This is a genomic window from Stenotrophomonas sp. PA-6-5C (genome assembly GCF_021605635.1).
Classification (GTDB): domain Bacteria; phylum Pseudomonadota; class Gammaproteobacteria; order Xanthomonadales; family Xanthomonadaceae; genus Stenotrophomonas; species Stenotrophomonas lactitubi.
This window is the reverse complement of record NZ_WKEE01000013.1, coordinates 45060-69846: the sequence shown is the minus strand read 5'-3', so window position 1 is coordinate 69846 and position 24787 is coordinate 45060. Positions and strand designations below refer to the sequence as shown.

Below are 24787 nucleotides of genomic sequence, written 5' to 3'. Positions count from 1 at the left end.
TCCCCTTCTGCGGTGGGTCTTTGGCGTAGCGATGCGACCCGGCTGCTCATGCCGGCATCAGTTCCTTTTCACGGCAGCTACGCAGCGTTTGCAGGCAGGGTGAAGGCGTTATCTGCCTGGAGATGTCCATGCCCGTATGCCGCCCCGCCCTGCTTGCTCTTTCGCTGCTGATGTCGCCCGCCTTCGCGCAGGCCCCGCCACCCGCCGGCCTGCCAGCACCGATTGCCGAGAAAGCCGGCCCTGACACGGCGGCGCACTCGCCCCTGCACGCGCAGGTCCTGCTCGACCGTGCGAATTTCTCTCCGGGCGAGATCGACGGCGAGCTGGGCAGCAACCAGCGGCGTGCGGTGTCCGGCTTCCAGGCCGCGCACGGGCTGACCGTCAGCGGTGACCTGGACGACGCTACCTGGAAAGCGCTGCAGGCCGATACGGTCACTCCGCTGGCCAGCTATACGCTGACGGCCGAAGACGTGGCCGGTCCCTTTGTCGCCATCCCGAAGAAGCCGGCCGAACAGGCCAAGCTGAAATCACTGGGCTTCAGCAGTGTCGAAGAATCACTGGGCGAGCGTTTCCATGCCGCCCCGGAGCTGCTGAAGGCACTCAATCCCGGCGTAGATCTGGGCAAGGCCGGCAGCCGCATCCAGGTCCCCAACATTGCGCCTGCAGCTTTGCCCAAGGCGGCCAAGCTGGTGGTCGACAAATCCGACTCCACCCTGCAGCTGCTGGATGCGCAGGGCAAGGTGATCGCGCAGGTGCCGGTGTCGTCGGGCAGCGAGCACGACCCGCTGCCGATCGGTGAGTGGAAGATCCTCGGGGTGTACCCGGACCCGCCATTCCACTACAACCCGAAGCTGTTCTGGGACGCGAAGAAGGGCGATCGCAAGGCGACGATTCCGCCCGGCCCGAACAATCCGGTCGGCCGGGTCTGGATCGACCTGTCCAAGCCGCATTACGGCCTGCACGGCACGCCGGTGCCCGGCCACGTCGGCAAGACCGAATCGCACGGCTGCGTGCGCATGACCAACTGGGATGCGCTGCGCGTGGCCGCGGCGGTGGATACGTCGGTAGTCGTGGTGATGCAGGAGTAAGCGGATGCGACTTGCGCAACTGATCGTGCTGGGACTGGTGATGGGCGTGGCCGCCGGGTGGTGGCTGCAGCGCGATGGCGAACCGTCCGATGGCGCGGCTGTCCACCCTCCTGCAGTGGTTGCGGCGGACCACGCACCTGCCGTACCCGCGCAGCAGGCAGCGACGGCAACCGCTGCAACCGCCCCAACAGCAACGGGCGACACGCCCTCCGGCTTGCTGCTGCCGGTACAGGGCATTGCGCCGTCGCAACTGCAGGACACCTTCACCGACGCACGCAGCGAAGGCCGTGTGCACGATGCCATCGACATCATGGCCGCTACCGGCACGCCGGTGCTGGCCGTGGCCGATGGCCATGTCGAAAAACTGTTCGACAGCAAACGCGGCGGCCTGACAATCTACCAGTTCGAACCGAGCGGCCGCTGGTGCTACTACTACGCGCACCTGCAGCGCTACGCCGACGGCCTGGCCGAGAAGCAGACCATCAAGCGCGGCGATGTGATCGGCTACGTCGGCAGCACCGGCAATGCCAACCCCGAGGCCCCACACCTGCATTTCGAAGTGCACGCGCTGGGGCCTGAAAAACAGTGGTGGAAGGGCGAATCGCTCAACCCATATCCATTGCTGCAGACGGCCGACCGCTGATGCATCAACTGGCTGCGCTACTTGCAGCGCGCAGGCCTGCCTGCAGCCTGTTCACTTCGGCCATCCATTCGTCGAGCGAATCGGATTCCTCCTTCAATTCCCGCAATTCGCAGTCCTCGGCCTGTACCCGCTGCACAGCGAGTTGCGCCAGCGACAACAGTGTGGCCGAGGGTACCTGATTGCGTGCGTTCACCCAGGCGAGTAGTTCCTCTTCCTCAGCAAGGGCAGCCATCGGTTGGCCCAGCAGCGCCAGCACCACCTCAGCCGCCGCGACCGCCCTGCCTGCTTCGGGTGCCTCCAGGTAATCATCGGGGTTGATGGCCGCGCGCAGTGCTTCCTCCAACATCGACAGATCCGTACATTCCGTCAGATCGCAGACCAGATCGCACGCGTCGTCGTTCTCAAACGAACCGTGTCCCCATGCGCCCATGTGATTTCTCCTCGTTGGTTGGCAGATACCACCGCGCAGGACCCGCGCGGCAGTCACCAATCATGCGACGGTCGACAAGACGCCACGAACGCAGGCCGCATGCTGGGCAACATCCACGACGCCAACCGTTGGCACACGGTGCTTCCTATCAAGCCCCTGCCTGTCGCACCACACTGATCCAAGGCAAAATGCGACAACAATCCGCGCCGACGAGCGAAAGAGTCCCTGTTTGTGCGGGGCTTCCTTCTGCAGGAACGCCGGGCATGGCCCAGCGCTACCGCAGCGGAGACCGGCGTCGCCCCCGCCGCAGCGCGATGGTGAAGATCACCAGTGCGATACCTGGAACCAGCAGCAACAGCGCCACCACTTTCCAGAAGAAGAATGGCCACAGCCAGATGTAGTCCAGGTCGGTCAGCTTCAGGAAATCCAGCGGCGGTTGCAGCTCGACGGTTGCCGGCCTGCCGACCAGCGTCGGCTCCACTTCCAGCACGGTCACCCGCAGCCAGGATCGGCCACGGGGCAATGCGTCACCGCGGCCATAGCCGAAGTAAGCGGCGGTGAAACCTGCTGTTTCAACGGTTTCCACCCTGCGCACGACATCCGTCGCGGGCGGGCCTGATCGCACGCTTGCGCGGAAGTCCGCGTGCTCGTTGGGCGTTTCGATGCGCAGCAGCACGTCGGGGTCGAGGGCCGGGTCGGCAGCGTTGGGCGGGTAGCGCAACCGCAACCGCAGGCGATCGTCAATGAAGCGGTAGACCGTGATCTCCGCGCTCGCTCCGGGGCTCAGCACAAGCGGCAGGGACTGGGTGCGAGAGGCAAGGTGGTTGGCCACAGCGCCCACCGCCAGCACCACACAGGCGGCTGCCCACAGGCCCCAGAACACCCACAGGGTGATCCGCAGCACCTTCGTCCCTTTCACGCTGACATCGCCGGTCATCGGTCCGCTTCCCTGCTGGCACTGCGTACACACTAACGAAAAAGCCCCGCTTTCGCGGGGCTTCTTCTTTCAGCGACGCCGGGCATGGCCCGGCGCTACCCGTGCGGCAGCGATGCCAGGCAGAGCCTGGCATCGCCGCATCACTCAGGCGAACGGATCCTGCAGGACCATGGTGTGGTCGCGGTCCGGGCCGGTGGAGACGATGCTGATCGGGCAGCCGGCCAGCTCTTCCAGCGAACGCAGGTAGGCGCGTGCGGCCGGCGGCAGGTCGTCCCAGTTGGTGATGCCGTGGGTGTTCTCGGTCCAGCCCGGGAACTCCAGGTACACCGGGGTGCACTCCTCCCAGCCCTGCGCGTCCAGCGGCGCGTACTCGGTACGCTTGCCGTTGTATTCGTAGGCGATGCAGACCTTCAGCTTTTCCATGCCGTCCAGCACGTCCAGCTTGGTGATGCACAGGCCGCTGATGCCGTTGATGGCCACCGCGCGCTTGAGGGCGACGATGTCCATCCAGCCGCAACGACGCGGGCGACCGGTCGAGGCACCGTACTCGGCGCCGCGGTCGCGGATGCCCTGGCCGATTTCATCGTCCAGCTCGGTCGGGAACGGGCCACCGCCAACGCGGGTCGCGTAGGCCTTGGCGATGCCCAGCACGTAGTCGATCGCATCAGCGCCGACGCCGGCACCGGCCAGCGCACCACCGACAGTGGTGTTGGAGCTGGTGACGTACGGGTAGGTGCCGTGGTCGATGTCCAGCAGCGCGCCCTGCGCACCTTCGAACAGCACGCGCTTACCCTGCTTGCGCAGGTCATGCAGGATGCCGGCAACGTCGGACTTCATCGGCTGCACGTACTCGCCGAAGGCCAGCGCCTCGTCGAAGGTTTTCTGGAAATCGACCGCGTCGGTGTTCAGGTACTTGGTCAGCACGAAGTTGTGATAATCCAGCGCGGTGCGCAGGAGTTCTTCCAGCTGCTTGGGGTAATGCAGGTCGGCGATGCGGATGCCGCGACGCGCCACCTTGTCTTCGTAGGCCGGGCCGATGCCACGGCCGGTGGTGCCGATCGCCTTGCCGCCGGCAGCGCGTTCGCGCGCCTGGTCCAGGGCGATGTGGTACGGCATGATCAACGGCGCAGCCGGGGAGATCTTCAGGCGCGAACGCACTTCCACGCCGGAGGTTTCCAGCTCGGCGATTTCCTTCTGCAGCGCGGCCGGCGAGATCACCACGCCGTTGCCGATCAGGCACAGCGCATCGTCACGCAGGATGCCCGACGGGATCAGGTGCAGGACGGTCTTCTTGCCGTTGATGACCAGGGTGTGGCCGGCATTGTGGCCGCCCTGGAAGCGCACGACCGCGCCGATTTCCTCAGTGAGCAGATCGACGATCTTGCCCTTGCCTTCATCGCCCCACTGGGCACCAAGCACTACGACAGACTGACCCATGACGGGTTCCTCTATTTGTTGCGGCCATCGGGGCCGCGGACGGGTAAACCGCAGCGGGGCTGGCCAGCGCTTGGGTGGCGGCTCCAAACGGGGAGCGGCCGGCGATGGAAGGCCCAGACACGGAAAAAGCCGAACGGGGAGGCCCGTCCGGCTTTTGTGCATTATCCGGGTTTCCGGGGTCGGCTGCCACCTTTTTGAGGGCGGGCTTTACCGGCCGGTCAGGCCGGCCTTTCCGGTAGTGCCGGCCGCTGGCCGGCAGTGCCAACCAAGGTTGGCATCTACCAGAGCAAGACGCGGCCGGCCGTGCCGGGCCCTCAGTGCCGCACCCACCACAGCAGGCTCAGCCCGGCCAGCAGGACCAGGCCACCGAAGCTGCGCAGGGCCGGGCTGGGCAGGTCCAGCAGGCGTTCGGCCATGCGCTTCCAGGCCACGGGGGCGGCGAACAGCAACAGGCCTTCCAGCACCGCGACCAGACAGACGGCGGCGAACAGATCTTTCATGGGGGAACTCCGGAAAAGCACGGGGCCCGGCGTATGGCCGGGCCCCGTGAGGTACTGCCGTGCGGACTCAGCGATCGTTCTTGAGGTACTGCAGGAACGGGTCGTTCTTGTCCAGCACGATCACGCCGTTACCGTCGGTCATCGAGCCGCGATACGCCTCGAGGCTGCGGTAGAACGCGTAGAACGACGGGTCAGCCGAACCGGCCTTGCCGTAGATGCGCGCGGCCTCGGCATCGCCTTCACCACGCAGGCGCTGGGCATCGCGTTCGGCTTCTGCGATCAGCACGGTGCTGTCACGGTCGGCCTGGGCGCGGATGGTCAGCGACTGCTCCTCGCCTTCGGCACGCAGCTTGGCGGCTTCCTGCTTGCGCTGGGCGCGCATGCGCTCGTACACGTCATTGATCACCTGGCTGTCGGTCGGCAGGTCCACCTGCTTGATGCGCAGGTCGATCATCTGCATGCCCAGGCCGGCAACGGCTTCGTTGATCCCCTTCAGCTGCTCGGCGATCAGCTCGCTGCGGTCGCCGGAGACCAGCTGCTGCAGGGTGCGCGAGTTGATCTGGTTGCGCAGCGAGTCGGTGATGATCGGTGCCAGGCGGGCATTGGCGATGCGGGGATCGCCACCGGTGGCACGGAAGTAATCACCCACGTTGGAGATGTAACCGATGGCGAAGAAGTCGACGCTGACGTCCTTCTGCTCGGCGGTGAAGTAACGTGCCGGCGCGGTGTCCAGCACCTGGAAGCGGCGGTCGAACACCCGCACCGTTTCCACCACCGGCAGCTTGAAGTGCAGGCCCGGCTTGATGTCCGAACGCACCACCTTGCCCAGGTTCAGGACCATGGCGGTCTGGTCCTCGCGGACCACGTACACCGAACCCAGCAGGCCCAGCAGCGCCGCTACGACAACGGCGATCCACATTGAATTTCTCATCGGCTGCCCTCCTCACGGCCGCTCGAACGCCCGGTCGGGCGGCCCACCGGCCGGCCCGGATCACGGGAAGCTTCCACTGCCGTGGTACCCGGCAGCGACGGCATCACCACATCCGGGTTCGGTACCGGCGCCGGTGCCGAGGTGCTGGCACGGGTATCGCCGGTCATCGGCACGTAGATCAGCTGACGGCCATCGCCGCCGATGACCTTGCGGTTCTCGCTCAACACCTGCTGCACCGTTTCCAGCCACAGGCGCTTGCGGGTGACTTCCGGTGCTTCCTTGTACTGGGCCTGCAGCAGGCTGAAGCGCTGGGCATCACCCTCGGCCTTGGATACCACGGCCTGCTTGTAGCCTTCGGCGGTGGTACGGGCACGCGAGGACTGGCCACGCGCTTCAGGCACGACCTTGGCCGCATAGGCCTGGGCTTCGTTGATCAGGCGCTCCTTGACCTGCTGGGCACCGTTGACCTCGTCGAAGGCCGGCTTGACCTCCTCCGGCGGACGGGCGTCCTGCAGGGTCAGGCCGGTCACGGTCAGACCGGTCTTGAAGGCAGCCAGCAATGTCTGCAGGCGTTCTTCAGCGGCCACGGCCAGCGGGCCACGGTTGTTCAGTACGGCGTTGAGGTCGGCGCGGCCGACTTCCTCGCGCACCGCGCTCTGCGCCGACTGTTCCAGCACCTGGTTGGCATCGACGGTGCCGAACAGATACTGCTGCGGGTCATCGATGCGGTACTGGACGTTCAACGAGACGTTGACGATGTTCTCGTCGCGGGTCAGCACGGGCACCTGGATCGAGAAGGTCTTGATCTCGGTGGCGTTGACCTTGGTGACCGATTCGATCGGCCAGGGCAACTTGAAGTTCGGGCCTGGGGTCAGGATGCGCGAGAACTGGCCGAAGCGCAGCACGACGCCACGCTGCTGTTCGCCGATCAGCTGGAAGCTGGAGAACAGCACCAGCAGGACCACTGCTGCCGCCACCCAACGCAGGATGCCGCCGTCGAACAGATCCTTCAGCGGTCCGGGCAATCCGCCCCAGCCGCCACCATTGCCACCGCCGCGCGACCCGAACGGCCCGCGTCGATTGTCCTCGGGGCCTTGTCCGCCCTTGTTGCCGCCGGGTGTATTCCAGGCCATGCACGCTCCATCAAGATGTGGGCTGCGACGCGGGCCCTTCCCGCAACGCCAGCCATGAACCACTACCGATCATACAAGATGGGGCTGGCCGGCAGGATTGAAAGGCCCCCGAACGGGTAAGGTGGCGTTTTCCTCGAAGTCAGGCAACGCCGATGGCCCCCACCGCCCCGTTCACCGCCTTCCGCATCGAAAAAGACGACGCCGGCTACCGCAGCGGTCTGATATCGCTGCGTCTGGACGACCTCAACCCCGGCCAGGTACTGATCCGTGCCCACTGGTCCTCGGTCAACTACAAGGATGCCCTGGCAGGCACCGGCAAAGGCCGGATCCTGCGGCGCTTCCCGCTGGTGGGCGGCATCGACGTGGCCGGCACGGTGGTCGCCTCCACCGATCCGGCCTGGCGCGAGGGCGATGCGGTACTGGCCACCGGCTGCGGCCTCAGCGAAACCCGTGATGGCGGCTACAGCCAGTACGTGCGACTGGAATCGAGCGCGGTCATCGCCCAGCCGGCAGGCCTGAGCCCGCGCGAAGCGATGGTGCTGGGCACGGCCGGCTTCACCGCCGCGCTGGCGCTGCTGCGCCTGCAGGACAACCGGCAGACACCCGAGCTTGGGCCACTGGCGGTCACCGGCGCCAGCGGTGGGGTCGGCGCCCTGGCCGTGGACATCTTCAGCCGCGCCGGCTATGCCGTGCACGCGATCAGCGGCAAACCGGAGCAGACCGACTTGCTGTGCGGCATCGGCGCTGCCGAAGTGCTGCCGCGTGATGCCCTTGCCGACACCGGGCCGCTGCAGTCGGCACGCTTCGGTGGAGGCCTGGACAACGCCGGCGGGTCGATGCTGGCCAGTCTGCTGGCACAGACCGTGCCCTATGGCAGCGTGGTCAGTGCGGGCCTGGCCGCCAGCCCGACGCTGGACATGACAGTGATGCCCTTCATCCTGCGCGGTGTCTCGCTGCTTGGTGTTTCGTCGGCCAATGCCCCGCGCGCGCTGCGCGAAGAAGTGTGGGCACGCCTGGGCGACGTGTGGAAACCGCAGCACCTGGACCGCATCTGCACCGCCGAAGTCGGCCTGGACGGCCTGCCCGCGGTGTTCGATCGCATGCTGGCGGGCGGCTCGCTTGGCCGCACGGTGGTGCGGATCGACTGAACGTCGCAGGCAGGCGACGGACGGCAGCTGTTGCCCTCCCGCCAACAGGATGCCGGCACTACACTTCCGGCATCACATGGGGAACAACATGGCACGCATTCTGATCGTCGACGACTCACCGTCGCAGCTGTTGGGGATACAGCGCATCGTCGAGAAGCTCGGGCACCAGATCCTGACCGCTACCGATGGCGCGGCCGGGGTGGAGACCGCCAAGGCCGAGCTGCCCGACCTGGTGCTGATGGACGTGGTGATGCCCAACCTCAATGGCTTCCAGGCCACCCGCACCCTCGCCCGCGATGAAGCGACCCGGCACATTCCGGTGATCCTGGTGACCACCAAGGACCAGGACACCGACCGCATGTGGGGCATGCGCCAGGGTGCCAAGGCCTACATCACCAAGCCGTTCTCGGAAGACGAACTGTCCGAAGTGCTGGAGCGGGTGTTCGCCGGCCAGGGCTGATACACCGCTCTGGTGGGTGCCAACCTTGGTTGGCACCGCGCTCTGGTAGATGCCAACCTTGGTTGGCACCGCGCTCTGGTAGATGCCAACCTTGGTTGGCACCGCGCCCTGGTAGATGCCAACCTTGGTTGGCACCGCGCTCTGGTAGATGCCAACCTTGGTTGGCACCGCGCTCTGGTAGATGCCAACCTTGGTTGGCACCGCGCTCTGGTAGATGCCAACCTTGGTTGGCACCGCGCTCTGGTAGATGCCAACCTTGGTTGGCACCGCGCTCTGGTAGATGCCAACCTTGGTTGGCACGGCTCTGCCGGCCAGCGGCCGGCACTACCCTCGGACCGATTTGCCGCCGCACCCACCGAAGCAGATCTCAGATCGTTTCGCCAAACGCCTTGGCCAGATTCCGATAGGCCTTCTTCTGCGCTTCGTCCGTCGCCGCCGGGGCGACAATCTCCAGCTCGATGATCTGATCGCCGTCCGGGCTGCCCGGCAGGCCACGCCCACGCAGGCGCAGCTTGCGACCGGCATCGGAGTCGGCCGGAATCTTCAGTTCCACCGCTCCGCCCAGGGTCGGCACGCTGATGCTGGTGCCCAGCGCCGCCTGCCAGGGGGTGACCGGCAGCGTGTACAGGATGTTGCGGCCGTCGACCTCGAACTGCGGATGCGCGGCGTACTCCACTTCCAGCAGCAGGTTGCCGCCGTGGTTGCCCTGCCCGGCCAGGCGGATCACCTGCCCGGGACGGATGCCCTTGGGCACGCGTACGTCCAGCTGCTTGCCGTTGACGGTGATGCGCAGGCTATCGCCGTTGTAGGCCGCCTCCAGCGGTACCGACAGCTTGGCCCGGGTATCACGGTTGGGCGCGTGGCCGTGGCTGCTGAAGCCCGGACCGGGGCCCGCGCCCTGGCCGCCGCGCTGGCGCGCGAACAGGCTCTCGAAGAAGTCGCTGAAGCCACCGTTGGGGCCACCGCCACCACCACCGAATACTTCCTCGAAATTGAAACCGCCGCCGCCGTAGTTCGGCGGCACGTTGAATTCCTCGCCCGGGCGATAGCCCTGCGCGCGCAGCTGGTCATAGGCCGCGCGCTTCTCGGGATCGCGCAACGCCTCGTAGGCCTCGTTGATGGCCTTGAACTTGTCTTCGGCCCCGGCCTCCTTGCTGACGTCCGGGTGGTACTTGCGTGCCAGCCGGCGATAAGCGGTCTTGATTTCCGCCTCGCCCGCGCTCGGTTCCACCCCCAGGGTGGCGTAATAATCCTTGAATTCCATCCAGCTACCTCGATTCGCTTCGGCGGCACCGGTGGCGCCGCCCCGGGTTCATTCTACGCGCCGGCGATGCTACGCCGCCGGTCGTGCGGCAATGGTGAGGCCGACTGATCCAGCGCAATGCGCCTGCCATCGCCCTGCCCCATGCTGTGGCTGACAGCCCGCCGCGGACGACGGAAATGGGGTGTATACATGGGTTTTCCAATGTCTTGACGCGTCCGTCCCCTCCTGGCCCCTACCCTCATCCAGCAAGGAGTTCCCATGACCATCCATGTCGGCGACCGCATTCCGGAAGTCACCCTCAAACGCATCCGCGAAGGCATCGAGACCCTCGATACCCACGCCCTGTTCGACGGGCGCAAAGTGGTGCTGTTCGCCGTGCCCGGTGCCTTCACCCCCACCTGCTCGGCGCGTCACCTGCCTGGCTACGTGGAAACGTTCGATGCCTTCCGCAAGCGCGGCATCGATGTGTACTGCATGGCGGTCAACGATCCGTTCGTGATGAAGGCCTGGGCTACCGACCAGCATGTGCCCGACGGGCTGCTGATGTTGTCCGATGGCAACGCCGAATTGACCCGCGCGCTTGGCCTGGAGCTCGATGCCAGTGCCTCGGGCATGGGCATCCGTTCGCGCCGCTTTGCCCTGTACGTGGTGGACGGCACGGTACGCGCAGCCTGGATCGAGGAACCCGGACAGTTCGAGGTGTCTTCGGCCGAGCATGTGCTGGAGCACCTTCCAACTTGAACCCCTGACTGCAAAGGAAACCGGCCAGCCATGTCCAACAAGCCAGCCAAAGCCAGAGCCAGCAACACCTCTCCGTCCGCCAGGATCGATGGCATCAGCGATCGCCAGACCCTGCGCGAGCGGGCGCGGAAGAACATCAAGGATGGGGCGATCACCGACAGCTACAGCGCCGACCGCAAGGTGGTGATCAAGCTGCTGAACGACGCGCTGGCCACCGAGTATGTGTGCGTGCTGCGCTACTACCGGCACTATTTCATGGCCAAGGGCATGCTGGCCGATGCGGTGAAGGCCGAGTTCCTGGAACACGCGCAGCAGGAGCAGGCACATGCTGGGAAGTTGGCTGAGCGCATCGTCCAACTGGGCGGCGAGCCGGACCTCAATCCGGATACGCTGACCGCACGCTCGCACGCCGAATACAAGGAAGGCAGCGACCTGCGCGACATGGTCCGCGAGAACCTGGTGGCCGAGCGCATCGCCATCGACAGCTACCGCGAGATGATCAACTTCATCGGCGACAGCGATACCACCACCAAGCGCATCCTGGAAGAGATCCTGGCGCAGGAGGAGGAGCACGCCGATGAGTTCGCCGACCTGCTGGAGGGCTGGATCGGGGAATAGTGCCGGGCCATGCATGCCCGGCGAACGCCCTGGTAGTTGCCCACCTTGGTGGGCAATTTCTGTGCGTGCCAACCAAGGTTGGCATCTACCGGGTCATGGTGCATCAGGGGTGCCGGGCCATGCATATCGAACGGGGCCTGATGCATCGGTAGCGCCGGGCCATGCCCGGCGAACGCTCTGGTAGTCGCCCACCTTGGTGGGCAGCTTCTGTGCGTGCCAACCGAGGTTGGCACCTACCGGGCCATGGTGCATCGGTAGCGCCGGGTCATGGCCAAGATCGGCAGCTACCTGAGGACGTTGAACCGTACCTGCGTCCAGGCGCCGTCAGCGGCCAGCGCGGTCAACGTATGCGCCCCCGGATCGGCGAACTCTCGCTGCATCAGCTGCGCACCGCGCGTCTGCGCGATCCAGCGGCCATCCAGCAGCCAATCCACGGCCTGCTCGCTGCCCAATGCGCGCAGCTGCAGGCGTACACCATGCTCGGCATTCGGCGCACGCGCCAGCGTCGCACCCTCGTTGAGGCCATCGATATGCAGGGCCACGCTGGCCTCGCGACCATCGTCGCGGCAGTCCGGCGACAACGCGGGAAGCTGTGAGGCATCGCGCGTGGCCTTGGGCAGCCAGGGTGACAGCAGCGCCGGCCATCGCGCGATCTCACGCGCGACTTCTTCATGCGGTGCGCTGCAGTCGGCCGATACCCGCAGGCCGGTGCGCGCGTCGGCCAGATAACGCTGACGACCGGGCTGCCAACGCCGCGCGTCGCGCTCCGGGAACGTGGGCGGCGCAGCACCGTCCAGCAGGTAAGCCGACAGGCGTCGCTGGCAGAGCTCGGTGGGCAACGCTTCGGCCAGTTCACCGGTCGGCCAGCAGATGTCCGCCTCGGTCACGCTGGCCGGCATCGGCGCGGCCGCCGCATCGCCGCGCTGGCGCGGCAGGCTGTCGACCACTTCGAACATCAGCGGCAACGCCGTGACCGCACCGTACTGGCCCGGCAAGGGCGTGCCATCGGGCCGCCCCACCCACACACCCACGGTGTAGTGGCGGGTACTGCCGATCGCCCACGCATCGCGGTAGCCATAGCTGGTGCCGGTCTTCCAGGCCACGCGCGGCCGCCCGCCAACATCGAACGTGCCAACGCCGTAACCCGGGCGCGGGTTCGATTCCAGCATCTCGCGCACGATCCAGCTGGCACCGGGCGACGCCAGCCGGCGCTCGATCATCGGTTCGTCATCGGTGTAGCGCACGCGGCCGGCAATGCCGTTGCGATTGAGCGCGGCAAACGCACCGACCAGGTCTTCCAGGCGCGCGCCGGTGCCGCCAAGAATCAGCGACAGATTCGGCGAGCTGCCCGGCGGGAAACGCAGTTGGATGCCAGCATGCGACAGCCGCGCGGCAAAGCGTGCAGCGCCCACCCGCTGCAGCAGGTCGACCGACGGCACGTTCAGCGACAGACGCAAGGCACTGGCGGCACTGATCGGTCCGTTGAAGGCCATGTCGAAGTTGCCCGGCCGGTAGTTGCCGAAACTCTGCGGCGCATCCACCAGCAGGCTCTCGGAATGGATCAGGCCATCATCGAGTGCCATCGCGTACAGGAACGGCTTCAGCGTGGAGCCCGGGGAACGCCAGGCCTGCACCATGTCCACGTGACCCAGCCGTTGCCGATCACCGAAAGACAGCGTGCCGACGTAGGCACGCGCCTGCAGGGTCTGGTTGTCGACCACCAGCAGCGCCGCCGAGGTGCGCTCGGGCAGCGTGGAGAAATAGCTGGCCACGCGCTCTTCCAGGGTGCGCTGCAGGCCGATGTCGATGCTGCTCTGGATCCGCGCCTGCCCCGGATGCGCGGAGTGCAGCCGCTGGGCCAGCAGTGCGGCATGCAGCGGCGGGCGCAGCGAGCGTGCAACCACGTTCTCGATGCGCGCATCTTCCACTTCGTCCGGCGTCCACGCGCCGAGCTCGGCCATGCGCGCCAGCACTTTGTCGCGCGCCTTCTGTGCCGCTTCAGGATGGCGGTCCGGGCGCAAGCGACTGGGCGCCTGTGGCAGCACCGCCAGCAGCGCGGCCTCGGCATGCGAAAGCTGCGCGGCCGGTTTGCCCAGATAGGCCCAGCTGGCCGCTTCCACGCCTTCGATGGTGCCACCGTAGGGCGCGCGCTCCAGATACAACGCAAGGATCTCGCGCTTGGACAGGTGCACTTCCAGCTGCACCGCACGCAGCATCTGCTTCAGCTTGCCCCAGGGGGTGCGTGTATGCGGATCCAGAATGCGCGCGACCTGCATGGTCAGGGTCGAGCCACCGGAGACGATGCGGCCACCGCGCAGCAACTGCCCGCTGGCACGCAGGATCGCCAGCGGATTGATGCCCGGATGCTGCCAGAACCAGCGATCCTCGTAGGTCAGCAGCGCCTGCAGGTACAGCGGCGAGACGCTGTCGACCGACGCCGGATAGCGCCACACGCCCTCGGCGTCGGCGAACGCACGCAACGGACTGCCGTCAGCGGCAACCACCAGCGTGCTGGTATCGCGCTGCTTCGGCAACGGTGGCGGAAAGACGACATCCAGCACCAGCAACAGCGCCAGCAATGCTGCGGTGCCCCAGCGCAGCCACGGCCATAGCGGTTGCAGCCGCTGCCGCAGGCGCGGCAGCCGCGTTTTCAGAGATCCCACCTTCATCCACGGCATCCTGTGGGACGGGCCGCGCCGTCGCGGCCCGTCCGCACGATCACGGCTGTACCACCGTCAACGTGGTCGGGTTGCTGCGGCCGACGCCACGCAGCTGCGGCCGGTACATGTCCTCCACCAGCGACGGCGGCACCGTGTAGGTACCCGGAGTGACCGCACGCACCAGATAGAACACATTGGCCTTGCTGCCACGCGAGAGCTTCAGCGCCGCCACGTAGCGGTCATCGCGGAACTCTTCGTGCTTGGTATCGGCCGCTTCGCTGCGGTCGCTGATGGTGATGCCATCCACCACCACATCGGCCCACTGCTTGGCATCGCCCAGGTTGAGGTTCTCGATCTCCAAGCCCGCCGGCAGCAGGTCGGTCAGCAACGCATCGGGCATCTCGCTGTCGGCGGTGACGGTGACGCGCACGATCAGCGCTTCGCCCTCCTTCAGCGGACGCGGCGACCACGGCTTGCCATCGGTGCCGAAGTAACTGCGCTCGACGCCGATCACGCTGTTGTCCGGTGCCGGTCCGCTGCGCGGGATGCCGGCCACGTCGATGCTGGCGAACATCGGCGGCTGCCCCTGCGGCGTGAAGCGCACGCCCGCGGCCAGCTGCCCTGCGTCGAAGTTGCGGCCAAACAGCTTGCGCTCGCCGATGGCCTCAATGCTGCCACCGATCACCAGCTCACCGGCCACCAGTGCCTTCTGGTTGGCAGCCAACGCCTTGCCGAGGCGGGCGATGGCCACCTGTTCCTGCGTGCTCAGCCACATCCAGCCACTGTTGCGGCGCGCATCCAGGCCGCGGCCAAGATCGACCGCGCGTGCATCCCATGCCGGCTTGGCCAACTTGTTTTCGTGGGTCAGCGCGATCATCAGTGCGTCGTCGCGTACGGCACTGCCGTAGTCGCCGAAGTACGACGGGCGTTCGCTGCTGGACTTGGCGAAGCCGGCCGCAAGAGCAGCCTGGCCACGCTTGGCATCGCCCTGCAGCGACAGTGCCACGCCCAGGTGCACCAGCGACAGGCCACCCACGGCCTTGCTGCGTTCGTTGTCGTACAGCGTGCGCAGGGTGCCCAGCGGCGCGCGATTGACGCGGGCCAGCACGTAACCCGAGTACGCCTGGTTGGCGAACTTCAGGCTTTCGCGTTTTTCCTGGCCGTAGAACTGGTTGCCACCGGACAGCAGGTCTTCGCTCAGGCGGTTCAGCGCCTTCTGCAGCACGTTGTCCGGCACCGCAAAACCACCGTCCTTGGCATCGAGCAGGAACTCGGCGATGTACGGCGTCAGCCACGGGTTCACGTAGCCATCGTCACCCCACATCGAGAAGTTGCCGTTGGCCACCTGCATCGACGCCAGGCGACCGAACGCACCTTCCATGCGCTCGCGACGGGTCTTCGCGTCCAGGCCATCAGCGCCGAGCATGGACGACGTGGCCTGGTCCAGGATCAGCGCGGCGTAGCCCTTGCTGGTGGTCTGTTCGGCGCAGCCGTACGGGTAGTTCAGTGCGCCCTGCAGCGCGCTGGCGAACGGGATCGGCGGCAGCGGGCTGACCAGCAGGCGGGCATTGACCGATTCGGACATCAGCCCGTCCATCAGGCTGCCATCCAGGCTCACCGCAGCCAGCGGATCGAGCGTGCGCACCTGCGAGCGCAGCACCTGCGGCCACGCCGCGCGTACCGGCAGATCGTAGCGGCGGTCGGCCTTGAAGCCGTTGCCATCCACGCGCACGCGAACCTTGGCCACGCTGTGGCCCTCGCGCGCCGACAACGGGAAGCTCAACGTGGTCTTGGCATCAGCATTGAGCTGCACGCTACGGGTGCCTTCGCTCAGGCTCAGCGGGCCTTCGCTGTCCACGCGCACGTTGAACTGACCGGGCTTGCCGGTGAAGTTCTGCACGTCCAGGGTGACGGTGCTGCGGTCGCCCGGGGCGAGCACGCGCGGCATGCTGGCCTCGGCCAGGATCGGCGCGCGCACCACGGTTTCCACATCCCGCTTGCCGTACTGGTCATCGCTGTAGACCAGCGCCGACACACGCAGGGTGCCATTGAAATCCGGCACCTTCAGGCGGATGCGGGCAATGCCCTTGGCATCGAGCTGCACCGGGCCGGAGAACAGGTCCACGGTCTGTACCCGTGCGGTCGGTCGCTTGGCCTGCGGCAACGCCTGCAGCGCCATGTCACCACCGAACTTCAGCTTGCCACTGCTGCCGTCGAAGCTCTCGATCACCCGGCTGTAGATGTCATAGGCATCGATGCCAAGGCGACGCTGGGCGAAGAAGTGCGCGCCGGCATCCGGCACCGGGAAACGGGTGATGTTGAGAATGCCCACGTCCACCGCCGAAACGGTGACGTGCGCGGCCTTGCCGGCCAGCTGCGGTGCACTGACCGTCACCGGCAGGTCCTGCTCCGGTCGCATCTGCTTGGGTGCGACCAGGCCGACGGCCACGGTGCGGCCCTTGCGGTCCATCGGCACGTGCACCACACCCACCGCGCGGGCCGGGGTGATCTTGCTCGGCGCACTGCCACCGCGGAACACCAGCGCGGTGATGTAGACGTCGTGGCGCTCCCAATCGGCAGTGACCGGGATCTTGTAGGTGGCACCGGGCTTGGCGTCGATGTCCTGCACGTACAACATGCGGTCGGTCTCGACCATCAACACACCCTTGCCGGCGTGCGGCGGGGTCACCGTCACTTCCAGGGTATCGCCGGCCTTGTAGCCGGTCTTGTCCAGGCCCAGCTTGACTTTGTCCGGGCGGGCATCGAGGCCACGGTTGTCATCGCCCCAGCTCCAGCCGGCGCGGAACGGATAGCGGCTGGTCAGGCCGGTGGACGGATCGAACACGTCCACCCGGTACTCGCCCCACTCCACCGGGAAGTCGAAGGCGACCGCGCTGCCGCCCGCATCGACGGTACGGGTTTCCTTGTTCTCGAAACGGCGGCTGAAATCGTAATCCCAGCGGTTGTCGTTGAAGGTCCAATGGTAGTCGCGCAGCTCGCGCACCAGGGTGATCTTCAGGCCCTTGGCCGGCTGCGGCTTGCCGTCCGCATCCACGCGCATCAGTTCAAAGCGCGCGTTGCCGTTGGAATCAGCGCCATCGTCCGGATTGAACAGCGGGCGCACGCCGACCAGTGCGGCGGCCGGCCACACCACCCGCTTCAGGGTGCGGGTGACCGTGCGGCCACCGGTTTCATACAGGCTGCCGGACAGTACCACCGCGATCGGCGCCTTCGCCTTGGTCGCTTCTTCCGGCAACGACACGTCTTCGCGCAGCTGGCCATTGGCCGGCAGCGTGGTGTCGATCACATCCTTGGCTTCGCGCGGCAGCTGCAGGGTCGGGTCGCCGAAGAAGTAACCCGGCAGCCCCTCCACCGGCTTCTGTTCGGCCGCCACCGCCATGCGCGCGGTGAAGCGGTTGCCATCGGCCGGGGCACCATACAGATAGGCACCGTTGGCCTGCAGACGCAGGTCTTCACCCGGCTTCAGCGTTTTCTGGGCACTGTCCAGGTCCAGCTTCATGCGCTCGGGCAGGAACTCCTCGATGCGCAGGGTCATGCCCTGGATCGCTTCCTTGCTGGCCGGGTCGGTGCGGAACTCGACCTGCCAGCGCCCGGTCGGCGCCTCGGCAGGAATGGTCTGCTCGAAATTGATGTAGCCCTGTTCGCCCGGTTGCACGCGGGTTTCGCGGAAGGTCTTGCCGTCGGGCTGCTTCAGGCGCAGGAACACCGGCTGGACGCTTTTACCAGGCCCGCCGACCGGCTTGCCGTCGTTGTCGCGCAGCAGCGCGGACAGGCGCACCGTCTCACCCGGGCGGTACAGGTCGCGGCCCGACCAGGCGTAGACATCGAACCAGGCGTTGTCACGGCCGGCCACGGCGAACTCGCTCAGGTCCAGCGCGGGCTGGTTGAAGGGCAGGAAGCTGGTGTCCTTGCCGCTGCTGGCCACCAGCACGTGGGTGGCATCCAGGGTGTAGTTCAGCAGCGCATTGCCGTTGCTGTCGGTGCTGCCCTTCAGCACCACCTCGCCCTTGGCATCGAGCACGCGCAGGTCGATGCCCTTCAGCGATGCACCGTCCTTGAGTGCGGCCGTGTGTACGAACAGCTTGTCCTTGTACGCGCGGGTGTGCAGGCCGATGTCGCTGACCGAGAAGAACGCGGTATCGAACTCGCCTTCGTAGTCACCGGTACGCTTGAGCAGGGCGAAATACAGGCCCGGCTCCTGCAGCTCCTTGATGTCCTGGGTCGGCAGGTAGGTCAGCACGCGCTCGTTCTGCTTGCCACCCAGAATGAAGCGGTTGACGTAGACCGGCTCGGCCAGCTTGTTGATCGGGCTGCGCTCGTAGTCGCTGCTCAGTTCCCAGCTGCCACGGCGACCGCCGCGCTGGTACTGGCTGAAGAAGGTCGGCAGGTCCTTTTCGCGCACGCGCAGGAACTCGACATCGACTTCCGGCACGTTCACCGACACCACCGGCAGGCCACGGCTGTCCTTGGCAGGCAGCACGCTGCCCTGCGAGGCAAAACCGGCCACCGGCTTCAGCTCGCCGCTGAACACCTTCTGCTTCAGTTCCTTGCCCAGGCGGCTGCCATCGGCGGCCAGCAGGTCCGGCGAGACCACCAGACTGAATTCCTTGCCGGCTTCGACGAACGGGTAGCGCAGGGTCAGGCCGTCATCGGACAGGGTCCAGCTGCTGTCATCGTTGCCGACCTTCTCTTCGAAGCGCACCAGCTTGTCGAAGTCCTGGGTGCCGACCAACGGGCGCGAGAACTCCAGCGCCAGCGACAGGCCTTCACTTTTCTGGTCCGGGTAGGCACGCAACAGGGTGAACTCCTTCACCTGCTCGGCCTTGGTGGCGATGGCCTCGCCGCTGGCCTTGGGCAGCTGTCCGCTGTCGTTGCGGCAACCGGCCAGGCCCAGCAACAGGCCTCCTGCCAGCAAAGCTGCCGTCCATCCCCACCGCATCCGCCGTGCCGGACCGCTCATGTCGTCACTCCTTGATCGAGGTGCCCATTATAGGGCCGCCGCGTCAAGGCGTTGACGCCCGGCACCCGGCACCGGAAACCCGGTAGACGCCAACCTTGGTTGGCACTGTCCGTCACGCGCCCGCTGCCGACGTTGTGCCAACCAAGGTTGGCATCTACCAGAGCAGGTCCGGAAACCCGGTAGTTGCCAACCTTGGTTGGCGCTGTCCGTCACGCGCCCGCTGCCGACGCTGAGCCAACCAAGGTTGGCATCTACCAGAGCAGGTCCAGCGCGGCTGCCCGGTGGAGCGTCGGAGCGGGCCCTACCCCGGCAGGTACAGGTCCACATAGTCGGTCACCGGCATCGCCGCCAACGCGACCGGGTCCAGCGAGGCGGCCAGGATGCGTTGTTGCTGGGCAGTCGGGAAGCGGTGGGCCAGGTGCCGGCGGAACTTGTCCATCAGCAGCGGGATACCTTCTTCGCGCCGGCGCGCGTGGCCCAGCGGATACTCCACCAGCACCTCCGGCAGCGCGCTGCCATCACTGAAACGCACGCTCAGGCCGTTGGCGATGCTGCGCTTGTCGGGATCCAGGTAATCGGCGCTGAGCTGCGGGTCTTCATGGCAGGTCATCTTCGCCCGCAGCGTGTCGATGCGCGGATCGGCAGCCATGTCGTCCTCGTAATCCTCGGCCACCAGCCGCCCATGCAGCAGCGCGATGGCCACCATGTACTGCACGCAGTGGTCGCGGTCGGCGGGGTTATGCAGCGGCCCCTGCTTGTCGATGATGCGGATGCAGGCTTGCTGGGTACGGATCGCGATGTGCTCGATGTCCTCGACCTTCCGCCCCAGCGCGCGCAACTGATGGTGCAGCAGGACCGCTGCCTCCACCGCCGTCTGCCCGTGGAACTCGGCCGGGAAACTGATCTTGAACAGCACGTTTTCCATCACGTAGCTGCCGAAAGGGCGGCCGAGGGTCAGCGCCTGGCCATGCATCGATACCGCCTCGAAGCCCCAGGTCGGTGCACTGAGCACGCTGGGGTAGCCCATCTCGCCGGTGGCGGCCATCAACGCCAGGCGCACGCCGCGGCTGCTCGCGTCACCGGCTGCCCAGCTCTTGCGCGAGCCGGTGTTGGGCGCATGCCGGTAGGTGCGCAGCGCCTGCCCATCCACCCAGGCCAGCGACACCGCATTGAGCATGCGCTCGCGGTCCAACCCGAGCATCTGCGCGACGACGGCGGTGGTGGCCACCTTGACCAGCAGCACGTGGTCCAGGCCGACCCGGTTGAAGGAGTTCTCCAGCGCCAACACGCCCTGGATCTCGTGCGCCTTGATCATCGCCAGCAGCACGTCGTGCACGGTCGGTGGTGGGCGTCGCAACGCAGCCGCATTGCGGCCGAGCCAGTCGGCTACGGCGAGGATGCCCCCCAGGTTGTCCGAGGGGTGGCCCCATTCGGCGGCCAGCCAGGTGTCATTGAAATCCAGCCAGCGCACCATCGCACCGATGTTGAAGGCCGCCTGCACCGGATCGAGTACGAAGTTGGTGCCGGGGACACGCGCGCCATTGGCCACGCTGATGCCCGGCACCAGCGGACCCAGCAGCTTGCTGCAGGCGGGGAAGGACAGCGCCTCCAGCCCGCAGCCCAGCGTATCGAGCAGGCAGTGATGCGAAGTCTGGAACGCCAGCGGCGAATCGATGCGGGTGTCACGCACGTAGTCGACGATGTCCACCAGCAGCGCATCCCAGGCTGCACGCGCGTTGGATGGGATCTGATTTTCGGACATCGTCGATCTCCTCGTGGGTTTGCCGGACCACGCCAGACCCGGTAGTCGCCAACCTTGGTTGGCGCGGACGTTTACCCGGCGCTGCCTACTCCATGCCAACCAAGGTTGGCATCTACCGAAGCATGTGATGCCACCACCGACCAGCCCATCACTCGGCGGGGACCCGGACCTTGCCTTCCATCAGCACGCGGGCGCTGCGGCTCATGATGGCCTTGGACACTGTCCACTGGCCGTCAACGAGCGCCGCCTGCGCGCCCACGCGCAGCGTGCCCGAGGGATGCCCGAAATTCACGGACTCACGCTCGCCGCCACCGGCCGCACGATTGACCAGCGTGCCGGGGATTGCCGCGGCGGTACCGATGGCCACTGCAGCGGTACCCATCATCGCGTGGTGCAGCTTGCCCATCGACAGCGCGCGTGCATGCAGATCGATGTCCGCAGCAGGGATCGCCTTGCCGCTGGACGACACGTAGTTCTGCGCGGGGGCAACGAAAGCCACCTTCGGCGTGTGTTGGCGGGTCGCCGCATCTTGCAGCGTCTGGATCAGGCCCATGCGCAAGGCGCCGTAGGCACGGATCTTCTCGAAGCGCTCCAGCGCCGCCTTGTCTTCATTGATCGCCGGCTGCAACTCGGTGCCGGTGTAACCGAGGTCGGCAGCGTTGAGGAAAATGGTCGGGATGCCGGCGGTGATCATCGTCACCTCGAAACTGCCCACGCCCGGCACGTCCAGCGTATCAACCAGGTTGCCGGTGGGGAACATCGCGCCAGCATCACCATCGTCGGACGGATCGATGAACTCCAACTGGATCTCAGCGGCCGGGAAGGTCACCCCATCCAGCTCGAAATCGCCGATCTCCTGCACTTCACCATCGCGCATCGGCACGTGGGCGATGATCGTCTTGCCGATGTTGGCCTGCCAGATGCGCACGGTGCACAGGCCATCGCGCGGCACCCGGGCCGCATCGATCAGGCCGTTGGCGATGGCGAACGGGCCGACGGCGGTGCTGAGGTTGCCGCAGTTGCCGCTCCAGTCCACGAATGCGGTGTCGATCGACACCTGGCCGTACAGGTAATCCACGTCGTGGTCGGGCACCGAAGCGGTGGAAATGATCACGCACTTGCTGGTGCTGGACGTCGCACCGCCCATGCCGTCGGTCTGCTTGCCATACGGGTCGGGCGAACCGATCACGCGCATCAGCAGCGCATCGCGTGCGGCGCCTGGCACCTGCGCGGCTTCGGGCAGGTCCTGCAGGCGGAAGAACACGCCCTTGCTGGTGCCACCGCGCATGTAGGTGGCGGGAATACGGAGTTGCGGGAGAAATGCCATGGATCGATTCCTTGCAATGAAAGACGGCCCGTTGCCGGGCCGTCGGATGTCTCACGCCACCTTGGCACCTTCCAGGAAGTCCTGGGCGAAGCGCTGCAGCACGCCACCTGCCTCGTAGATTGCCACTTCCTCGTCGCTGTCCAGGCGGCAGGTCACCGGCACGATCACGTCCTGTCCATCACGACGATGGATCACCACGCTCAGCTCAGCGCGGGGCGTACGCTCACCAATCACGTCGAAGGTCTCGGTGCCGTCGATGCCCAGGGTCAGGCGGGTGGTGCCCGGCTTGAACTCCAGCGGCAGCACGCCCATGCCGATCAGGTTGGTACGGTGGATGCGTTCGAAGCCTTCGGCAACGATCGCCTCCACACCAGCCAGACGCACGCCCTTGGCGGCCCAGTCACGCGAACTGCCCTGGCCGTAATCGGCACCGGCGATGATGATCAGCGGCTGCTTGCGCTCCATGTAGGTCTCGATCGCCTCCCACATGCGCATGACCTTGCCTTCCGGCTCCACGCGTGCCAGCGAGCCCTGCTTCACGCTGCCGTCGTCGTTGCGCACCATCTCGTTGAACAGCTTCGGGTTGGCGAAGGTGGCACGCTGTGCGGTCAGGTGGTCGCCGCGGTGGGTCGCGTAGGAATTGAAGTCCTCTTCCGGCAGGCCCATCTTCGCCAGGTACTCACCCGCAGCGCTCGAGGCAAGGATCGCGTTGGACGGCGACAGGTGGTCGGTGGTGATGTTGTCCGGCAGCACCGCCAGCGCACGCATGCCCGCCAGCGTACGCTCACCGGCCAGTGCACCCTCCCAGTACGGCGGGCGGCGGATGTAGGTGCTCTGCGCGCGCCAGTCGTACAGCGGACTGACCTTTGCAGCGTGCTCTACGCGCACGTTGAACATCGGGTTGTAGACGCTGCGGAACTGCTCCGGCTTCACCGCAGCCTTCACCACCGCATCGATTTCGGCGTCGCTCGGCCAGATATCCTTCAGGCGCACCTCGTTGCCGTCTGTGTCCACGCCCAGCACATCCTTTTCGATATCGAAACGGATGGTGCCGGCAATGGCGTAGGCGATCACCAGCGGCGGCGAGGCGAGGAAGGCCTGCTTGGCATACGGATGGATGCGGCCATCGAAGTTGCGGTTGCCCGACAGCACAGCGGTGGCGTACAGATCACGATCGATGATTTCCTGCTGGATCTTCGGATCCAGCGCGCCGCTCATGCCATTGCAGGTGGTGCAGGCGAAGGCGACGATGCCGAAGCCCAGCTTCTCCAGGTCCGGCAGCAGGCCGGCCTCTTCCAGATACAGCTGCACCGCCTTCGAACCCGGCGCCAGCGACGACTTCACCCACGGCTTGCGCAGCAGGCCACGCTCGTTGGCCTTGCGTGCCAGCAGCGCCGCAGCGATCACGTTGCGCGGGTTGGAGGTGTTGGTGCAGCTGGTGATGGCGGCGATGATCACCGCGCCGTCGGGCATCAGACCCCGTGCCTGTTCGGCCTTGCCGGCCTCCAGCTTGGCGGCATCGGCGATGCCACGCTCGACCAGTTCCGATACCGGCAGGCGGCGATGCGGATTGCTCGGGCCGGCCATGTTGCGCACCACCGTCGACAGATCGAAGTGCAGCACGCGCTCGTACTCCGCGGTGGCCAGGTCATCGGCCCACAGGCCGGTGCTGCGCGCGTAGTTTTCAACCAGTGCGACCTGCGTTTCCTCGCGGCCGGTCAGGCGCAGGTAATCGATGGTCTGGCCATCGATGTAGAACATCGCGGCGGTGGCGCCGTATTCGGGGCACATGTTGGAGATGGTGGCGCGATCACCGATGGTCAGTGCGGCGGCACCCTCACCGAAGAACTCAAGCCAGGCGCCGACCACGCGCTCCTTGCGCAGGAACTCGGTCAGGGCCAGCACCACGTCAGTGGCGGTGATGTCCGGCTTCGGCTTGCCGGTCAGCTCGACGCCGATGATGTCCGGCAGGCGCATCCACGACGCGCGACCCAGCATCACGTTCTCCGCTTCCAGGCCGCCCACGCCGATGGCGATCACGCCCAGCGCGTCCACGTGCGGGGTGTGACTGTCGGTGCCCACACAGGTATCGGGGAACGCCACACCGTCCTGCACGTAGATCACCGGCGACATCTTCTCCAGGTTGATCTGATGCATGATGCCGTTGCCCGGCGGAATCACGTCCACGTTCTCGAAGGCCAGCTTGGTCCAGTCGATGAAGTGGAAGCGGTCTTCATTACGGCGATCCTCGATGGCGCGGTTCTTCTCGAACGCCTGCGGATCGAAACCACCGCACTCCACCGCCAGCGAGTGATCGACGATCAGCTGCACCGGCACTACCGGATTGACCTTGGCCGGGTCACCACCCTTGTCGGCGATCGCATCACGCAGGCCAGCGAGGTCGACCAGCGCGGTCTGGCCGAGGATGTCATGGCACACCACGCGCGCCGGGAACCACGGGAAGTCCAGGTCGCGACGGCGCTCGATCAGCTGCTTCAGCGAGTCGGTCAACGTGGCCGGGTCGCAGCGACGCACCAGGTTTTCGGCCAGCACGCGCGAGGTATACGGCAGCGTGGCATAGGCACCCGGCTGGATGGCATCGACCGCGGCGCGCGCGTCGAAGTAGTCCAGCGAGGCGCCGGGGAGGTTCTTGCGATAGTCGATATTCATGGGCTGGCGGAATGCTTGAGGCGGGCCGGGTGCCGGCGATGCGGCGGCGAAAACATC

Annotated in this window: 18 protein-coding genes; 6 read left to right on the top strand and 12 right to left on the bottom strand. The window is 66.4% G+C overall.

Translation table 11 applies throughout. The features are described 5' to 3' along the window. Positions 1–122: 122 nt before the first annotated feature. Together GIW57_RS07990 and GIW57_RS07985 are read left to right on the top strand one after the other, a co-directional pair. Positions 123–1088, top strand: a complete 966-nt coding sequence (locus GIW57_RS07990) for a L,D-transpeptidase (RefSeq protein WP_236509881.1) — start codon at positions 123–125, stop codon at positions 1086–1088. A gap of 4 nt (positions 1089–1092) precedes the next feature. Beyond that, positions 1093–1731 carry a M23 family metallopeptidase gene (locus tag GIW57_RS07985; protein WP_236509878.1) on the top strand — a complete coding sequence of 213 codons (639 nt, stop codon included), beginning with the start codon at positions 1093–1095 and terminating at the stop codon, positions 1729–1731. A gap of 4 nt (positions 1732–1735) precedes the next feature. Here the strand turns inward: GIW57_RS07985 and GIW57_RS07980 are convergent, their stop codons facing one another. From GIW57_RS07980 to hflK, 6 genes are all read right to left on the bottom strand, one after another. Continuing rightward, positions 1736–2161 carry a DUF4259 domain-containing protein gene (locus GIW57_RS07980; protein ID WP_236509875.1) on the bottom strand — a complete coding sequence of 142 codons (426 nt, stop codon included), beginning with the start codon at positions 2159–2161 and terminating at the stop codon, positions 1736–1738. 274 nt (positions 2162–2435) lie between these two features. Then, complete coding sequence (locus tag GIW57_RS07975; RefSeq protein WP_236509933.1) at positions 2436–3080, bottom strand: hypothetical protein; 645 nt, start codon at positions 3078–3080, stop codon at positions 2436–2438. Between the two features lie 162 nt (positions 3081–3242). Further along, entirely contained in the window at positions 3243–4535 is a 1293-nt protein-coding gene (locus GIW57_RS07970) for an adenylosuccinate synthase (protein ID WP_025877044.1), read from the bottom strand. Between the two features lie 314 nt (positions 4536–4849). Continuing rightward, positions 4850–5035 carry a DUF2065 family protein gene (locus GIW57_RS07965; RefSeq protein ID WP_089236459.1) on the bottom strand — a complete coding sequence of 62 codons (186 nt, stop codon included), beginning with the start codon at positions 5033–5035 and terminating at the stop codon, positions 4850–4852. Between the two features lie 67 nt (positions 5036–5102). Then, a complete protein-coding gene (locus tag GIW57_RS07960; RefSeq protein ID WP_236509872.1) occupies positions 5103–5966 on the bottom strand; it encodes a protease modulator HflC in 864 nt (287 codons plus the stop codon). Continuing rightward, on the bottom strand, positions 5963–7099 hold the full coding sequence (gene hflK / locus GIW57_RS07955; RefSeq protein ID WP_100460039.1) for an FtsH protease activity modulator HflK: 1137 nt from the start codon (positions 7097–7099) through the stop codon (positions 5963–5965). The genes GIW57_RS07960 and hflK overlap by 4 nt, the downstream gene beginning before the upstream one ends. A 152-nt stretch (positions 7100–7251) precedes the next feature. On the opposite strand from hflK, the gene GIW57_RS07950 reads away from it, so the two are divergent. Together GIW57_RS07950 and pilH are read left to right on the top strand one after the other, a co-directional pair. Further along, positions 7252–8247, top strand: a complete 996-nt coding sequence (locus tag GIW57_RS07950; protein ID WP_236509869.1) for a YhdH/YhfP family quinone oxidoreductase — start codon at positions 7252–7254, stop codon at positions 8245–8247. An 88-nt stretch (positions 8248–8335) separates the two neighbouring features. Further along, complete coding sequence (pilH, locus tag GIW57_RS07945; RefSeq protein WP_005410644.1) at positions 8336–8707, top strand: twitching motility response regulator PilH; 372 nt, start codon at positions 8336–8338, stop codon at positions 8705–8707. A 367-nt stretch (positions 8708–9074) separates the two neighbouring features. Here the strand turns inward: pilH and GIW57_RS07940 are convergent, their stop codons facing one another. After that, the gene (locus GIW57_RS07940) at positions 9075–9971 is read right to left on the bottom strand and encodes a DnaJ C-terminal domain-containing protein (RefSeq protein ID WP_236509868.1); all 897 of its coding nucleotides are present in this window, start codon (positions 9969–9971) and stop codon (positions 9075–9077) included. 258 nt (positions 9972–10229) lie between these two features. On the opposite strand from GIW57_RS07940, the gene GIW57_RS07935 reads away from it, so the two are divergent. Further along, positions 10230–10712 (top strand): peroxiredoxin, encoded by a 483-nt coding sequence (locus tag GIW57_RS07935; protein ID WP_100460042.1) that lies wholly within the window; start codon positions 10230–10232, stop codon positions 10710–10712. Between the two features lie 30 nt (positions 10713–10742). Beyond that, positions 10743–11330 (top strand): ferritin-like domain-containing protein, encoded by a 588-nt coding sequence (locus GIW57_RS07930; RefSeq protein ID WP_236509865.1) that lies wholly within the window; start codon positions 10743–10745, stop codon positions 11328–11330. Between the two features lie 284 nt (positions 11331–11614). Here the strand turns inward: GIW57_RS07930 and pbpC are convergent, their stop codons facing one another. The 5 genes from pbpC to acnD all read right to left on the bottom strand — a co-directional run bounded on the left by pbpC (position 11615) and on the right by acnD (position 24730). Continuing rightward, entirely contained in the window at positions 11615–13999 is a 2385-nt protein-coding gene (pbpC, locus tag GIW57_RS07925) for a penicillin-binding protein 1C (protein ID WP_089236466.1), read from the bottom strand. Between the two features lie 49 nt (positions 14000–14048). Then, positions 14049–18971: an alpha-2-macroglobulin gene (locus GIW57_RS07920; protein WP_236509862.1), complete on the bottom strand. Its 4923-nt coding sequence runs from the start codon at positions 18969–18971 to the stop codon at positions 14049–14051. A gap of 301 nt (positions 18972–19272) precedes the next feature. Continuing rightward, complete coding sequence (locus GIW57_RS07915) at positions 19273–20733, bottom strand: bifunctional 2-methylcitrate dehydratase/aconitate hydratase (protein WP_236509859.1); 1461 nt, start codon at positions 20731–20733, stop codon at positions 19273–19275. A gap of 148 nt (positions 20734–20881) precedes the next feature. After that, positions 20882–22060 carry a 2-methylaconitate cis-trans isomerase PrpF gene (gene prpF, locus GIW57_RS07910; protein ID WP_100460047.1) on the bottom strand — a complete coding sequence of 393 codons (1179 nt, stop codon included), beginning with the start codon at positions 22058–22060 and terminating at the stop codon, positions 20882–20884. Between the two features lie 51 nt (positions 22061–22111). Further along, positions 22112–24730: a Fe/S-dependent 2-methylisocitrate dehydratase AcnD gene (gene acnD / locus GIW57_RS07905; protein ID WP_100460048.1), complete on the bottom strand. Its 2619-nt coding sequence runs from the start codon at positions 24728–24730 to the stop codon at positions 22112–22114. Between the last annotated feature and the right edge of the window lie 57 nt (positions 24731–24787).